The organism is Hahella chejuensis KCTC 2396 (assembly GCF_000012985.1).
In the GTDB taxonomy this organism is placed as follows: domain Bacteria; phylum Pseudomonadota; class Gammaproteobacteria; order Pseudomonadales; family Oleiphilaceae; genus Hahella; species Hahella chejuensis.
Window position 1 is genome coordinate 1,886,694 of the sequence record NC_007645.1, and the last position, 15,296, is coordinate 1,901,989.

Consider the following 15,296-nt stretch of genomic DNA (forward strand, 5'->3'; position numbering starts at 1 on the left):
CGGTAGGGGTCAAGTCCTGGTAATAGACAGACGGTGCGCCAGTTCCGCCACCCGGCGGCCCAAAGCCCGACACAATTGCAACTCCGTCTCATCCGGACGACGGGCTCCATCGGGACCGGACCAGTGGCCTGCGCCATAGGGCGAACCGCCACCACGCGTCTCGCTGAGGCCTGACTCGGTATAGGGCAGGCCAACCAACAGCATGCCATGGTGCAGCAGAGGCGTCAGCATGGTCTGCAGGGTGGTTTCCTGACCGCCATGAAGGCTGCTGGTGGAGGTAAACGCGGCGGCGGGCTTGTCGATGAGCGCTCCCGCCTGCCACAAAGAACCGGTCTGGTCGAGAAAGTATTTCAAAGGCGCCGCCATGTTGCCGAAGCGGGTCGGCGACCCGATTACCAGGCCGCTGCAGTTTTCCAGGTCTTCCAAGGTGCAGTAAACGTCGCCTTCTTCGGGGATTGCCGGGGCTGTCGCTTCACTGACGGCGGATACCGGGGGCACCGTGCGTACGCGCACCTCCACGCCTGATACTTGCGCCGCACCGCGGGCGACATGTTGGGCCAGTACGCGGGTGGCGCCGTTACGACTGTAGTAGAGCACCAGCAGATAAGGAGTGTCGGTCGCTGACTTCATGGTTTCCTTCTTATATATAGATGGAGAAATTACAGCAGCTCGTTGACGTTTTCCGGTGGGCGCCCCAGTACAGCGCGGTCGCCTTTGATGACAACCGGGCGCTCGATCAGTTTGGGGTGGGCGACCATGGCGTCGATCAATGCGTCTTCGCTGAGGTCGGCGTTGGCCAAATTGAGAGTTTTGTATTCTTCTTCGCCTTTGCGCAACAGGTCTCTTGCGGAAATACCGAGTTTGGATAGCGCCGCTTTCAGTTCTGCTGCGTTGGGAGGCGTTTCCAGATACTTCACAATCGCCGGCTCCGCACCGCTGTCTTCAATAATCTGCAGCGTTTGCCGGGATTTGGAGCAGCGGGGGTTGTGCCAGATAGTGAGGGTGTTTGTGCTCATTGTCTGTTTCCTGTCATTGCGTTAGGTGGGCAAGTTTAAGCATCTGAGGATCGCATTTCTAACACTTTTAATGAAGGAAAGACCAGGCTCCCATTTCGCCCCTGTTTTTCGTGTAGAATGCCGGTCAGCTTATTACTCGGAGAAATATTTTGATCGCCCGTCAAATATCCAGCCGCCTGTTTCAAGAGGTCTCAAATTACCCATCTTCCCTGCGCTGCGTTTTTTTTAAAGCGTTGGCCGCTGGCCTCATATTGATCCTGGTGACAGGATGTTCGGAAGATAAGAGCGATGCGCCATTGGAAAACGTAGTGGCGCTGGCGGACGGCGGAGAAATCAACCTCGAACACCTCGGCGGGCAGTGGATCATTTTGAATTTTTGGGCGGAGTGGTGTGGGCCCTGTAAAGTCGAAATACCGGAACTGAATGAGATAAACCGGCATCCCGGCGTCATCGTTCTGGGGGTCGACTACGATGGCCACAAGGGCGAAGCGCTGACTAAAACGATCGATAAAATGGGTATCAACTTCCCGGTTTTGCAAGGCGATCCGACCCGTCATTGGAAAGTGGAAATTCCCAAGGTGTTGCCGACCACGCTGTTGATTCACGATGGCAAGGTGCAGCGCGAGATGATCGGCGCGCAGACGAAAAGTGCGATTTTGTCGGTTATTCCGCAATAATCGGCACTGACAATAATCGCCACTGATTGGCGTCTATATTTAAGAATTTGTGACTTTATTGAGAATTATTGGTTAGCGCGGACCTGAGAGCCGCGTTGCACGAAGAATCTGGAGATAAAGGCCCGATGGGCGATTTTATTCATTTACGCATCCATACAGAGTTTTCCCTGGTTGACGGGCTGGTAAAGGTCAAGCCCCTGGTCAAAAAGCTGGCCGACATGGGCATGCCCGCGGTGGCGGTGACCGACCAGTCCAACATGTGCTGCCTTGTTAAATATTACAAAGCTGCGTCCGGCGCAGGCGTAAAGCCGATTGTCGGCGCGGATGTCTGGGTCGAAAACCTGGATGACCCTCTGGCTCCCTTTCGTCTGACGTTGTTCGCTCGCAACGAAACTGGCTATCGTAATCTGACGGAACTCATATCCCGCGGCTTTACCGAAGGTCAGTCCCATGGCCGCGCCATAATGAAAAAAGACTGGATCGCCGCACAGGCGGAAGGCCTGCTGGCGCTTTCCGGCTCCAAGTATGGCGATGTGGGGCAAGCTCTGTTGGCGGGGAAACAGGAACTGGCGCGAGAGCGCCTGGGCGTTTGGATGGAAATGTTTCCGGACGCCTACTATCTGGAGCTGCAGCGCACGGGGCGAATTAACGATGAAGAGTGCGTGCACGCCTCTGTGGAATTAGCGCTGGAGACTGGCTGCCCAGTGGTGGCCACCAACGATGTGCATTTTCTTGAACGTGACGACTTTGAGGCTCATGAAGCGCGGGTCTGTATTCACGAAGGCCGCACTCTGGATGATCCGCGCAGGGAGCGCCGCTTTAGTGAAGAGCAGTATCTGAAAACAGCGGAGGAAATGTGCGAGCTGTTCTCGGACATTCCCGAGGCGATCGCCAATACCGTGGAGATCGCCAAGCGCTGCAACGTCAGTTTGCGTTTGGGTAAATACTTCCTGCCGAATTATCCCATACCGGAAGGGATGACTATCGATGAGTTTTTCATCAAGGTTTCGGAAGAAGGGCTTGAGGAGCGACTGGCGACGCTGCTCAAACAAGATGACCCGGAGTACGGCAATAAACGCCAAAGCTATTATGATCGGCTCAAGTTTGAGCTGGATATCATTACTCAGATGGGGTTTCCCGGTTACTTCCTCATCGTTATGGACTTCATCAAGTGGGCCAAGAACAACGGCGTGCCAGTGGGGCCGGGACGGGGGTCCGGCGCCGGCTCTCTGGTGGCGTATGCGCTAAAAATCACCGATTTGGACCCTCTCGCCTACGACTTGCTGTTCGAGCGATTCCTGAACCCTGAGCGGGTGTCGATGCCGGACTTTGACGTCGACTTCTGTATGGAAGGCCGCGACCGGGTCATCGCTTATGTTGCCGAAGCCTATGGGCGTAATGCGGTGTCCCAGATCATTACCTTTGGAACCATGGCGGCGAAGGCGGTAGTGCGGGACGTGGCGCGGGTGCAGGGGCGTCCGTACTCCATGGGCGACCGTCTGTCCAAACTAATCCCCTTTGAGGTGGGGATGACTCTGGCCAAGGCCTATGAACAGGAAGAGCCGCTGCGGGAATATCTGACTACGGATGAAGACGCGGCGGAAATCTGGGAGATGGCGCGCAAGCTGGAGGGCGTGACCCGTAACGTCGGTAAGCATGCGGGGGGCGTGGTGATCGCCCCCACCAAGCTGACCGACTTTGCCCCTTTGTACTGTGACGAAACGGGGTCGGGCCTGGTCACCCAGTTCGATAAGGACGACGTAGAGCAGGCGGGTCTGGTTAAGTTCGACTTCCTGGGGTTGCGTACGCTGACCATCGTTGACTGGGCGGTGGACATTATCAATCGCCAGCATGCGGAAAAAGGCCAGCCGCCTCTGGATATCAACTTTATTCCGCTGGATGACGCGCCCACTTTCAATCTGCTCAAGCATGGTGAAACCACCGCGGTGTTCCAGCTTGAATCCCGTGGGATGAAAGAACTTATCCGGCGCCTGATGCCGGACTGTTTTGAAGACATCATCGCTCTTGTGGCCCTGTTCCGCCCGGGGCCGCTGCAATCGGGCATGGTTGACGACTTTATCAACCGTAAGCATGGGCGTGCGGAACTGGCGTACCCCCATCCGGACTATCAGCTGGAGTCTTTGAAACCCGTCTTACAGCCCACCTACGGCATTATCCTGTACCAGGAACAGGTTATGCAGATCGCCCAGGTTATGGCGGGATACACCCTCGGCGGCGCAGACTTGCTGCGCCGGGCGATGGGTAAAAAGAAACCTGAGGAAATGGCCAAGCAGAAGGCGATCTTCGTTGAAGGGAGCATCAACCAGGGTCTTGAGCAGGATCTGGCGGAAAAGATCTTCGACCTGGTGGAAAAATTTGCGGGTTACGGCTTCAACAAATCGCACTCCGCCGCCTACGCCTTGGTGTCGTACCAGACCGCATGGCTCAAGTGCCACTATCCTGCGCCATTCATGGCGGCGGTGCTTACCGCGGATATGCAGAACACCGACAAAGTGGTGACCCTGGTGGAAGAGTGCCGGCGGATGAAGCTGGAGTTGGTGTTGCCGGACGTCAATAACAGTAGCTATACCTTCACGGTCGACGATAAGCATCGCATCGTCTACGGCCTGGGCGCCGTAAAAGGGCTGGGTGAAGGCCCCGTACAAAGTATTTTGGACGCTCGTAAAGAAGGCGGGCCCTTCCGCGACCTGTTCGACTTCTGCCAGCGGGTGGATTTGCGGCGGGTCAACAAGCGCGCCTTGGAGGCGCTGGTCCGCTCCGGCGCCATGGACAAATTGGGGCCGAGCCGCGCCCGCATGATGGCGTCCATCAATGAGGCGGTGCGTCGCGCCGACCAACATTCCCGCAATGAAGACGCCGGTATGCTGGACCTGTTTGGCGAGGTCGTGCCGGAAACGGACCCGAATCCATACAGCGCAACGGAAGGCATGCAGGAATGGAGCGATAAAGAGCGTCTGAAATTAGAGAAGGAAACTCTGGGACTCTATCTGACCGGACATCCGTTCGACGAATATGAACAGGAGGTGCGTCGCTTCGTGCGTACGCCTATTTCGGAGTTGCGTCCCGGCAAGAGTCCGCAAAATGTTGCGGGCCTGGTGGTGGCGGTGCGCACGATGAAAAGCAAGCGCGGCGGATACATAGGTTTTGCTACGCTGGATGATCGAAGCGGCCGTATTGAGGTGACTTTTTTCTCCGACGCCTACGAGCAGGCCAAAGAAATGTTGCACAACGACCGCATTCTGGTGGTGGAAGGCGTTGTCGGCGAAGACGACTACTCCGGTGGGCTTTCTGTCCGGGCGAAAATGACCTCGGACATTGGTCAGGCGCGATTGAAGTTCGCCAAAGAGCTTATTCTCTTTGTACACGAAAAAGACTTTAATAACGGCTTTATTGACGAACTGGGCGGCGTTTTGGGAGAACATCGCGCCGAGGGCTGCCCGGTTTTGATCAATTATGAAACGGAAACCGCCCGCACCAGACTGCGTCTGGCGGAAGACTGGCGGGTTAATCCAAGCGATGAATTGATTCAGGGGCTGCGATATTTGTTGGGCAAGGAGCGGGTGCAACTGCGCTACAGTTGATCCCTCGCTTGTAACCGGCAAGGCATGGAATGACATGCGCGTCAGCTCAAGCTCAAGAGACATAGCCGAGCAAGAAAAAACTATGAGTAAGCATGAAAAGCAGATGAACCCTTATTATCTCGACTTCGAACAGCCGATCGCCGAGCTGGAGGAAAAGATAGAGGAGTTGCGTCTGGTTGGTAACGACAGTGAACTGAATATCACTGACGAGATCAACCGTCTGAAGTCCAAGAGCGTGTCGCTCACGGAAAATATTTTTGCGGATCTGTCCTCTTGGGATATTTCCCGCCTGTCCCGTCATCCCAAACGTCCTTATACGCTGGACTACGTGCGGATGATTTTTGAAGACTTCGATGAGTTGCATGGCGACCGTAAATACGCGGACGATCTGGCTATCGTTGGCGGCATCGCCAGGCTGGATGATGAACCCGTTATGATCATTGGTCACCAGAAAGGGCGTGAGATCAAAGAGAAAGTGAAGCGTAACTTCGGCATGCCGCGTCCAGAAGGTTACCGCAAAGCGCTGCGCCTGATGGAAATGGCTGAGCGCTTCAAAATGCCGATTCTGACCTTTATCGATACTCCAGGAGCCTATCCTGGCATCGGCGCGGAAGAGCGTGGTCAAAGTGAGGCGATCGCATTTAATCTGGCGGTCATGTCCCGCTTGAAGACACCGATTATCTCAACGGTCATTGGTGAAGGCGGCTCCGGCGGCGCTTTGGCGGTTGGCGTTTGCGATCGTTTGATCATGCTGCAATATTCCACTTACTCCGTCATCTCTCCAGAAGGCTGCGCGTCCATTTTGTGGAAGAACGCTGAATACGCCGCCAACGCTGCGGAAGCGATGGGCATTACCGCCAAGCGTCTGGCTGAGCTGGGGTTTGCTGACAAAGTATTGGATGAGCCATTGGGCGGCGCGCATCGCAACCCTGAGCTGATGGCCGGCCATATCAAAGCGGCTCTGAAAGATTCTCTGAGCCAGTTGCTGGAAATGGATGCCGAGGAGCTGGTCGCAGAGCGGTATAAGCGCCTGACGTCCTATGACCGCTTCCTCTAATACTCCTCATGACGCCGCCGATATCGAGCGGCGTCTTCTCTCGACCCTGTGCGGTCTGCCTGACTTTTCCCGATTGTTTATCGCCTATAGCGGCGGTCTGGATTCCAGCGTATTACTGCATGCTGCGCGGCGTGCGTGGCCTGCGAAGACGCAAATCGAGGCGATACATGTGCATCATGGACTCAGCCCGAATGCCGACGCATGGGCGGAGCATTGCCAAAAGGAATGCCAGAGTCTGGACGTGGCGTGTCATGCACATCACGTGAGCGTGATGGCGGTTGGCGATAGTCTGGAGGCGGCTGCCCGCGAGGCCCGTTATCGCGTATTCGAGCGTTATCTGAGTGAGCATGCGGATGCGGTGCTTTTGCAAGGTCATCATCAGAATGATCAGGCTGAAACCATTTTGTTTCGACTGCTTAAAGGGCATGGTGTGAAAGGGCTTGCCGGCATTCCCCGTCAGCGTACTTTGGGAAAGGGGATACTGAGGCGGCCTTTGCTGGATTTCACCCGCTTGGAACTGGAAGCGCTGGCGCAGCGTTGGGGATTGAGCTGGGTGGAGGACGAAAGCAACGTCGACGCCGTGTTTGACAGAAATTTCCTTCGAAACGAAATACTCCGACCGATGAGCGCGCGATGGCGCAATGCTGTGGCGATGATCGCCGAAACCGGTCGGCGAATGTCGGAAGCCTCCAGTCTGCTGGATGAGTTGGCGGAGATAGATTTACAGGGCGAGACAGTAAGTGCGGACGAGCTGGAGCTTGCTGTGCTATCAGGCTTGTCGCCTCATCGCAGGAAGAATGTGTTGCGATACTGGCTGCAAGCCGCCGGGTTAACGCCGTCAGAGAGTGATCTAGCCGAGATTCTTGCGCAGATGCTTCATGCGGAAGGCTCACGCCAACCATGCTATTCATTGGGTGAAAGCGTTTTGCGTCGGCACGATGGGAAGCTATATCTCACAGAGGCGATTGACGCCCCTCCATCGGGATACGAAGCGGCCTGGAGTTTGGAGGAGGCGCTATTGACCCCCGTTGGTAAGCTGATTGCTGAGCCCGCCCATGAGGGGGTGCGTCAACCTACGGTCGATGAAACCGTTATTGTCCGGTTTCGCCGCGGCGGTGAGCGCTTTCGTCCCAAAGGGCGCGGTGGCTCCCGTCCTTTAAAAAAATGGCTGCAGGAGCAGGATATTCCACCGTGGCGACGAGACCGCATCCCTTTGATTTATTTCAATGACGAGCTGGCCGCCGTGGGGAACTATGGCGTGGCCGAGCAATTCGCCGCATCAGCCAATGCGTGGCTTCCTTCACTTAAAAGCCCTTCTTAATGGTTATCTTACTGCGTTTGATCGAGGCCTACTTTGAGCCAGTATTGGCTTCCTTTGGGTGTGGATTCCGGTAGAAAAGGGTTATCCAGAATAAATAGCTTTCTCTCGCTAAGATTGGCTCTTTCCAGCATGCTTTGATGATGTGAAAAGAAAAGTTGATCAAAGCCGCCGTTTGCAATGGCCTTCTGCAGGCCGACTTCCACACGTTGCGCGAGTTTCTTGTTTGACTTATTCACCACAAAGTAAACAGGGAGGGGGTAGTACATGAGGATGGAATCCTCCACTTTTAGCTCAGGAAGAAACGGATGGCGTTGTTCGTACTCATCCCAAGCTTCGTTTATACCCCGGGGAAAATAGTCGAATCTTTCGGTAATCAGCATTTTAAACAACGCTTCGTAATCTGAGGTGAGTTCAAGGGGAATGTTGTTCGCCCTGAGCACATGAACGTCGGGCCAGTCGTGGCCAAAGCCGGCGGTGAGAGTTTTAAGCTCATTTAAGGTTTTAATGCTGTGAAAGCGGCCTTGGTCGGATTGGCGAATCAAAAATACGCGATATCCCAGCGCGCCTTTTAGTATAGGAATGCGGATAGGGAGGAAGTTTTCATCCAGTGAGCCGTTCTCTGGCCTCCAAATGATGTCAATATTGAATCCCTGACGCAGGAATATCTCGTTGCGGGTTTGGGAGGCCCTAATTTTTGCGCCTTCTATCTCATAAGCGCCATGAGAGCTGAGTGTCTCCTCCAAAGCCAGCTTTAGCAGCTGCTTGGGGTATTCATACCGAAGGTCCATTTCGGACTCGGGAACAGGATATCTCACTTTGATTACTTCTAATGCATCGACAAAGAGAGTGTGTGTCAGCAATAGAAGCGCCCCAGCCATTTTCATTATGAAACCGGAGATTTGTGGCGCCGCAGTGACGTCTGCCGTCGCAGATTGATCGTTTGGATTCGAACCAGCCATAGTTGAAGTATAGTCATTTGGCCGGAAACAGCCCGGATGTCTGCCCATAACGCGCTTTTTCGCTGGTTGCGGCGGTTGGAGACGCTGTTGTCAATCCGGGGAATTCATTGCATCATTCATTGAGATACCCCCCTGTTTCTGTTACTCTGGCGTCCCATCTTTGAGATGAATATCTCCCTCCTTTCCGATTAACATCTGTTACACCAACGGGTTTTGCATGACGCGCTATATATTCGTCACAGGTGGGGTTGTTTCTTCCTTGGGGAAGGGCATCGCATCCGCATCTTTGGCCGCTATCCTTGAAGCACGCGGACTTAAAGTCACCATCCTGAAACTGGATCCTTACATCAACGTGGACCCGGGCACAATGAGCCCCTTCCAGCATGGAGAAGTCTTCGTCACAGAAGACGGCGCGGAAACGGATCTCGACCTTGGTCACTATGAGCGGTTTATCCGCACCACCATGACCAAGCGTAATAACTTCACCACCGGTCGCGTATATGAAACCGTACTGCGCAAAGAGCGTCGCGGCGACTACTTGGGCGGCACTGTGCAGGTCATTCCGCACATTACTGACGAAATTAAGCGCAGGATCGTGGAAGGCGCTGGCGATGCGGATGTGGCGTTGGTCGAAATCGGCGGCACGGTGGGGGATATCGAGTCGCTACCATTCCTTGAGGCCACTCGTCAGTTGAAAGTTGAAGTAGGCTCCAGACGCGCGCTATTCATGCATTTGACGCTGGTGCCTTACATCGCCACCGCCGGCGAGGTGAAAACCAAGCCGACCCAGCACTCGGTCAAAGAAATGCGCTCAATCGGATTGCAGCCGGATATCCTGGTATGTCGTTCCGAGCACAGTATTGATCAGTCTTCCCGTCGCAAGATCGCTCTATTTACCAACGTCGAAGAACGTGCGGTTATTGCTCTGGAAGACGCCAAGTCCATTTACTCTATTCCCATGATGCTTCATGCGCAGGGGCTGGATGAGATTATCGTGGAGCGTTTCGGGCTGGAGTGCGGCCCGGCTGATCTTAGCGAGTGGCAGAGCGTCGTCGACAATGAAGCCAATCCTGAACATGAAGTCACCATCGCCATGGTTGGCAAGTACATGGAGTTGTTGGATGCCTATAAATCCTTGATTGAGGCGTTGAAGCACGCGGGTATTCGTAATAAAACGAAAGTGAATATTCGTTATATCGACTCCGAACAGGTATACCAGCAAGGCGTTGATTTGCTTAAAGGCGTTGACGCGATTTTGGTGCCAGGCGGTTTCGGCGAGCGTGGCGTGGAAGGCAAGATCCAAACAGTTCGCTATGCCCGCGAGAATAAAATCCCTTATTTGGGCATCTGCCTGGGATTACAGGTTGCGGTAATTGAATACGCTCGCCATGTGGCGGGTATGGAAGACGCGCACAGTACTGAATTTAATCCAAAGTCCGCTCACCCGGTTGTGGGCTTGATCACTGAATGGCAAGACGCCAGCGGCAAGACCGAGCAGCGCGATGAAGCGTCTGATCTCGGTGGAACTATGCGCTTGGGCGCACAAGAGTGTAAGCTGGTTGACGGTTCCACGGTGCGCGAATGTTATGGCAAGGCCATCATTGAGGAGCGCCATCGTCATCGTTATGAGGTGAACGGCAATCTTGTTCCTCGACTGGAAGAAGCAGGCCTGCAGGTAGCGGGCTGGTCTCAAGACGGCTCTTTGGTGGAAGTGGTTGAGGTAAAAGATCACCCTTGGTTTGTCGCCTGTCAGTTCCATCCTGAGTTCAAATCGACGCCCCGTGACGGGCATCCATTGTTTGAAGGATTCGTTCGCGCAGCTCTGGAGAACGCTGGCGGAAAGTAGGCGGTGCGATGCATTTTGTTCTATGAACAAAAGTTGAGGGTTATTTGAGAGGTCGCTTTTGCTAAAATAGCGGCCTTTTCATTTTATGGCCCAATGCAACCCCGGGCGTTAGATGGGGATGCTCAAAAATAAGGTTGAATACATGTCAACTAGAACTGTGAAAGTGGGCGGTATTGATATCGCAAATGATCGTCCCTTTGTTCTGTTCGGCGGTATGAATGTGCTGGAATCGCGTGATCTGGCTCTTCAAGTCGCAGAATCCTATGTGAAAGTTACCCAGAAGCTGGGTATTCCCTACGTCTTCAAAGCCTCTTTCGACAAAGCCAACCGCTCTTCTATCAACTCCTACCGTGGTCCAGGCTTGGATGAAGGTCTCAGAATCTTCGAAGAAATCAAGCGCACATTTAACGTGCCTGTCATCACTGATATTCATGAGCCGCATCAGGCGCAACCGGTAGCGGAAGTGGCCGATATTATTCAACTGCCAGCCTTTTTGTCGCGACAAACTGATCTTGTCGCCGCGATGGCGCGGACAGGGTGTCCGGTCAATATCAAGAAGGCTCAGTTTCTGGCTCCTCAAGAAATGAAGCACATTCTGAGCAAATGTGAAGAGGCTGGGAATGATCAACTGATCCTCTGTGAACGGGGCTCCTCTTTCGGTTACAACAATCTGGTGGTCGATATGCTTGGCTTTGGCATTATGAAGCAGTTCGGCTATCCAGTATTTTTTGATGTGACGCATTCGCTGCAGATGCCGGGTGGACTGTCGAGTTCCGCTGGCGGTCGCAGAGAACAGGTCGTGCAATTAGCCCGTTCAGGGATGGCTGTTGGATTGGCGGGGCTGTTCCTGGAGGCGCATCCTGATCCTGATGTTGCGAAGTGTGACGGCCCTTGTGCGTTACGCTTGTCCCAACTCGAACCGTTTTTGGCGCAAATGAAAGCGCTGGACGATATGGTCAAACAATTTCCCAATATTGATACTGCGTGAGGAAGGGTGGGTTGTCGTGACGCTTAAATAAGCGGTCGAATTAATTGCTTATGGAGCGGTCCCGGTAGCTGCAATAACCACAATAATTATTGATTCCGAAACATTACCAACTGTTACAGGAGAAATTGAGATATGGCGGAAATAGTAGATGTGCGCGCCCGAGAGGTGCTTGACTCTCGCGGTAATCCCACCGTTGAAGCGGATGTGGTGCTGAAGTCTGGCGTTGTTGGCTCCGCATGCGCGCCGTCAGGGGCTTCCACAGGTTCTCGCGAAGCTTTGGAATTGCGTGATAAAGATCCTGCGCGTTACATGGGTAAAGGCGTATTGAAGGCCGTCGATGCAGTTAATACTTCGATTCGCTCCGCTTTGATTGGCAGGGATGCGAGAGAACAGCGTGAGCTGGATCGCATCATGATTGATCTGGATGGCACTGAAAATAAAGCCAATTTGGGCGCCAATGCGATTTTGGCGGTGTCTTTGGCGGCTGCGAAGGCGGCGGCGCAAGAAAAAGGCGTGCCTCTCTACGCACATATTGCAGACATCAATGGTACGTCTGGCCAGTACTCTATGCCTGTGCCAATGATGAACATTCTCAATGGTGGAGAGCATGCAGACAATAATGTCGATATTCAGGAGTTCATGGTCCAGCCAGTGGGTGTGGCCAGCTTCCGTGAAGCGCTGCGTGTTGGCGCCGAAATTTTTCACAATCTGAAGAAAGTTTTGCACGACAAGGGGCTGAATACGGCTGTCGGAGACGAGGGTGGCTTCGCCCCTAATTTGCCATCTAATGAAGCGGCGCTGGCGGCGATTGAAGAGGCTGTCACCAAAGCAGGCTACAAGCTTGGTTCTGATGTGACCCTGGCGCTGGACTGTGCGTCTTCTGAGTTTTACAAAGATGGTCAGTACAATCTTTCTGGTGAGGGTAAAGTTTTCTCATCCGAAGAGTTTGCTGATTATTTGGGAGATTTGTCTCAACGTTATCCAATCGTCTCCATTGAAGACGGGATGGATGAGAGTGACTGGGACGGTTGGGCGGCTTTGACCAGAAAGCTGGGAGATAAGGTGCAGTTAGTAGGAGACGATTTGTTTGTTACTAACACCAAGATCCTCAAGCAAGGTATTGATAAAGGTATCGCCAACTCCATTTTGATTAAGTTCAACCAGATCGGCAGTCTGTCTGAAACGCTGGATGCTATCAAAATGGCGAAAGATGCCGGTTTTACGGCGGTAATCTCTCACCGTTCTGGCGAAACTGAAGATACAACCATTGCAGACTTGGCTGTTGCTACTAGTGCAGGACAAATCAAAACTGGCTCATTGTGTCGCTCAGACCGTGTGGCGAAGTACAACCGTTTGCTGCGAATCGAAGAAGAGCTGGCTGGCAGTGCGCCTTATCGTGGCCTTAAAGAGATTAAAGGGCAGGAGTAACCACTGTTCAAAAAAGGAGGGCGCGAGCCCTCCTTTTTGCTGTCAGGGATCTGCTAACGGGGGAGTGTGAAAACTTTTTAAATAAAAGTTAAAAAATGGAGTTGACGTGAAAGAGTAGGTGCGTATAATGCGCCCCACTTCGACGGGGAAGCCGGTCGGAAGGGAGGGAGAAGCGGATTCGAGAGAATCGGCGGCGCTAAAAAGGAGTTGACACTGAAGATTGAAAGTGTAGAATGCGCGCCTCGGTCGGAGAGAGTCTCCGAAAGAGAAAGTTCTTTAAAAAGTTAATCAAGCAATTTGTTGTGGGCGCTAACTGAGGCGGATCTGGAAAAGATTAAGTCTTAAGTTAGTGACTCGTACAATTCATGAGTGAGCAATCACTCAAGAGTACAGTAGTTTTAACTTGAGCAAGATTAAGAATCTTACTGATTCACACTCTTTAAACTGAAGAGTTTGATCATGGCTCAGATTGAACGCTGGCGGCAGGCTTAACACATGCAAGTCGAGCGGTAACAGTCCTTCGGGAGCTGACGAGCGGCGGACGGGTGAGTAAAGCATAGGAATCTGCCTGTTAGAGGGGGATAGCCCGGGGAAACTCGGATTAATACCGCATACGCCCTACGGGGGAAAGCAGGGGATCTTCGGACCTTGCGCTAACAGATGAGCCTATGTCGGATTAGCTAGTTGGTAGGGTAAGAGCCTACCAAGGCGACGATCCGTAACTGGTCTGAGAGGATGATCAGTCACACTGGAACTGAGACACGGTCCAGACTCCTACGGGAGGCAGCAGTGGGGAATATTGGACAATGGGGGCAACCCTGATCCAGCCATGCCGCGTGTGTGAAGAAGGCCTTCGGGTTGTAAAGCACTTTCAGTGGGGAGGAAAGGGCAGTTGCTAATATCAGCTGCAGTTGACGTTACCCACAGAAGAAGCACCGGCAAACTCCGTGCCAGCAGCCGCGGTAATACGGAGGGTGCGAGCGTTAATCGGAATTACTGGGCGTAAAGCGCGCGTAGGCGGTTGCTTAAGCTAGGTGTGAAATCCCCGGGCTCAACCTGGGAACTGCACTTAGAACTGGGCGACTAGAGTTTTGGAGAGGAGGGTAGAATTCCAGGTGTAGCGGTGAAATGCGTAGAGATCTGGAGGAATACCAGTGGCGAAGGCGGCCCTCTGGCCAAAAACTGACGCTGAGGTGCGAAAGCGTGGGGAGCAAACAGGATTAGATACCCTGGTAGTCCACGCCGTAAACGATGAGAACTAGCCGTTGGGGTCCTTAGAGACTTTAGTGGCGCAGCTAACGCGATAAGTTCTCCGCCTGGGGAGTACGGCCGCAAGGTTAAAACTCAAATGAATTGACGGGGGCCCGCACAAGCGGTGGAGCATGTGGTTTAATTCGAAGCAACGCGAAGAACCTTACCTGGCCTTGACATCCAGAGAACTTTCCAGAGATGGATTGGTGCCTTCGGGAACTCTGAGACAGGTGCTGCATGGCTGTCGTCAGCTCGTGTTGTGAAATGTTGGGTTAAGTCCCGTAACGAGCGCAACCCTTGTCCCTATTTGCCAGCACTTCGGGTGGGAACTTTAGGGAGACTGCCGGTGACAAACCGGAGGAAGGTGGGGACGACGTCAAGTCATCATGGCCCTTACGGCCAGGGCTACACACGTGCTACAATGGGGCGTACAGAGGGTTGCGAAGCCGCGAGGTGGAGCTAATCTCTTAAAGCGTCTCGTAGTCCGGATTGGAGTCTGCAACTCGACTCCATGAAGTCGGAATCGCTAGTAATCGCGAATCAGAATGTCGCGGTGAATACGTTCCCGGGCCTTGTACACACCGCCCGTCACACCATGGGAGTGGGTTGCACCAGAAGTAGCTAGTCTAACCTTCGGGGGGACGGTTACCACGGTGTGATTCATGACTGGGGTGAAGTCGTAACAAGGTAGCCGTAGGGGAACCTGCGGCTGGATCACCTCCTTAAACGATATCCAACTGTCTCAGTTTGGCGTCCACAACAAATTGCTTGATTGGCGAGTAGAGAGCTTACTTAAGGGTCATCAGACCCGTGACGCAATCGCGAGATTGCAAGTTCTGGGTCTGTAGCTCAGGTGGTTAGAGCGCACCCCTGATAAGGGTGAGGTCGGTGGTTCAAGTCCACCCAGACCCACCAGAATTTCCTTTTTCTTGGTGAATAACTGAGTGTGATTAGGAAGATTATGGGGCTGTAGCTCAGCTGGGAGAGCGCCTGCCTTGCACGCAGGAGGTCAGCGGTTCGATCCCGCTCAGCTCCACCATTCATAGAATGGTAGTAGTACGGTTGACGATTAAGTAAGTGAAGTCTGACGTATCAGATGATAGAAACGAATACAGCATGAAAGTTTCAGAAAGATGACTGTATTGGTTTCT

10 protein-coding genes, 2 tRNA genes and 1 rRNA gene are annotated in these 15,296 nt (G+C 53.4%); 10 read left to right on the forward strand and 3 right to left on the reverse strand.

The features are described from left to right. Positions 1–9: 9 nt before the first annotated feature. Together wrbA and arsC are read right to left on the reverse strand one after the other, a co-directional pair. Positions 10–630, reverse strand: a complete 621-nt coding sequence (gene wrbA, locus HCH_RS08405) for an NAD(P)H:quinone oxidoreductase (protein ID WP_011395766.1) — start codon at positions 628–630, stop codon at positions 10–12. Positions 631–659: 29 nt separating this feature from the next. Then, a complete protein-coding gene (arsC, locus tag HCH_RS08410) occupies positions 660–1,016 on the reverse strand; it encodes an arsenate reductase (glutaredoxin) (RefSeq protein ID WP_011395767.1) in 357 nt (118 codons plus the stop codon). 149 nt (positions 1,017–1,165) lie between these two features. On the opposite strand from arsC, the gene HCH_RS08415 reads away from it, so the two are divergent. From HCH_RS08415 to tilS, 4 genes are all read left to right on the forward strand, one after another. After that, positions 1,166–1,693, forward strand: a complete 528-nt coding sequence (locus tag HCH_RS08415; protein ID WP_011395769.1) for a TlpA family protein disulfide reductase — start codon at positions 1,166–1,168, stop codon at positions 1,691–1,693. 125 nt (positions 1,694–1,818) lie between these two features. Further along, on the forward strand, positions 1,819–5,295 hold the full coding sequence (gene dnaE / locus HCH_RS08420) for a DNA polymerase III subunit alpha (RefSeq protein WP_011395770.1): 3,477 nt from the start codon (positions 1,819–1,821) through the stop codon (positions 5,293–5,295). 103 nt (positions 5,296–5,398) lie between these two features. Then, positions 5,399–6,352 (forward strand): acetyl-CoA carboxylase carboxyl transferase subunit alpha, encoded by a 954-nt coding sequence (gene accA, locus HCH_RS08425; protein ID WP_011395771.1) that lies wholly within the window; start codon positions 5,399–5,401, stop codon positions 6,350–6,352. Next, positions 6,336–7,673: a tRNA lysidine(34) synthetase TilS gene (gene tilS, locus HCH_RS08430; protein WP_011395772.1), complete on the forward strand. Its 1,338-nt coding sequence runs from the start codon at positions 6,336–6,338 to the stop codon at positions 7,671–7,673. The genes accA and tilS overlap by 17 nt, the downstream gene beginning before the upstream one ends. 8 nt (positions 7,674–7,681) lie before the next feature. On the opposite strand, the gene HCH_RS08435 is transcribed toward tilS, so the two are convergent. Next, the gene (locus HCH_RS08435) at positions 7,682–8,680 is read right to left on the reverse strand and encodes a hypothetical protein (protein ID WP_011395773.1); all 999 of its coding nucleotides are present in this window, start codon (positions 8,678–8,680) and stop codon (positions 7,682–7,684) included. 169 nt (positions 8,681–8,849) lie between these two features. On the opposite strand from HCH_RS08435, the gene HCH_RS08440 reads away from it, so the two are divergent. The 6 genes from HCH_RS08440 (at position 8,850) to HCH_RS08465 (ending at position 15,184) form a co-directional block, all read left to right on the forward strand. Continuing rightward, entirely contained in the window at positions 8,850–10,478 is a 1,629-nt protein-coding gene (locus tag HCH_RS08440; RefSeq protein WP_011395774.1) for a CTP synthase, read from the forward strand. Between the two features lie 142 nt (positions 10,479–10,620). Further along, positions 10,621–11,466: a 3-deoxy-8-phosphooctulonate synthase gene (kdsA, locus tag HCH_RS08445; protein ID WP_011395775.1), complete on the forward strand. Its 846-nt coding sequence runs from the start codon at positions 10,621–10,623 to the stop codon at positions 11,464–11,466. A gap of 132 nt (positions 11,467–11,598) precedes the next feature. Continuing rightward, positions 11,599–12,894 (forward strand): phosphopyruvate hydratase, encoded by a 1,296-nt coding sequence (gene eno, locus HCH_RS08450; protein ID WP_011395776.1) that lies wholly within the window; start codon positions 11,599–11,601, stop codon positions 12,892–12,894. A 441-nt stretch (positions 12,895–13,335) separates the two neighbouring features. Next, positions 13,336–14,870 (forward strand): 16S ribosomal RNA (locus HCH_RS08455). 113 nt (positions 14,871–14,983) lie between these two features. Then, positions 14,984–15,060, forward strand: a tRNA-Ile gene (locus tag HCH_RS08460). A gap of 48 nt (positions 15,061–15,108) precedes the next feature. Next, positions 15,109–15,184: transfer RNA gene (locus HCH_RS08465), tRNA-Ala, on the forward strand. Positions 15,185–15,296 lie beyond the last annotated feature (112 nt).

Bases quoted from the DNA above. Each gene is read 5' to 3' on its own strand.
- HCH_RS08435 (WP_011395773.1), bottom strand. From the start codon at position 8,680: ATGGGCAGACATCCGGGCTGTTTCCGGCCAAATGACTATACTTCAACT.
- wrbA (WP_011395766.1), bottom strand. From the start codon at position 630: ATGAAGTCAGCGACCGACACTCCTTATCTGCTGGTGCTCTACTACAGT.
- accA (WP_011395771.1), top strand. From the start codon at position 5,399: ATGAACCCTTATTATCTCGACTTCGAACAGCCGATCGCCGAGCTGGAG.
- arsC (WP_011395767.1), bottom strand. From the start codon at position 1,016: ATGAGCACAAACACCCTCACTATCTGGCACAACCCCCGCTGCTCCAAA.
- dnaE (WP_011395770.1), top strand. From the start codon at position 1,819: ATGGGCGATTTTATTCATTTACGCATCCATACAGAGTTTTCCCTGGTT.
- eno (WP_011395776.1), top strand. From the start codon at position 11,599: ATGGCGGAAATAGTAGATGTGCGCGCCCGAGAGGTGCTTGACTCTCGC.
- kdsA (WP_011395775.1), top strand. From the start codon at position 10,621: ATGTCAACTAGAACTGTGAAAGTGGGCGGTATTGATATCGCAAATGAT.
- HCH_RS08440 (WP_011395774.1), top strand. From the start codon at position 8,850: ATGACGCGCTATATATTCGTCACAGGTGGGGTTGTTTCTTCCTTGGGG.
- tilS (WP_011395772.1), top strand. From the start codon at position 6,336: ATGACCGCTTCCTCTAATACTCCTCATGACGCCGCCGATATCGAGCGG.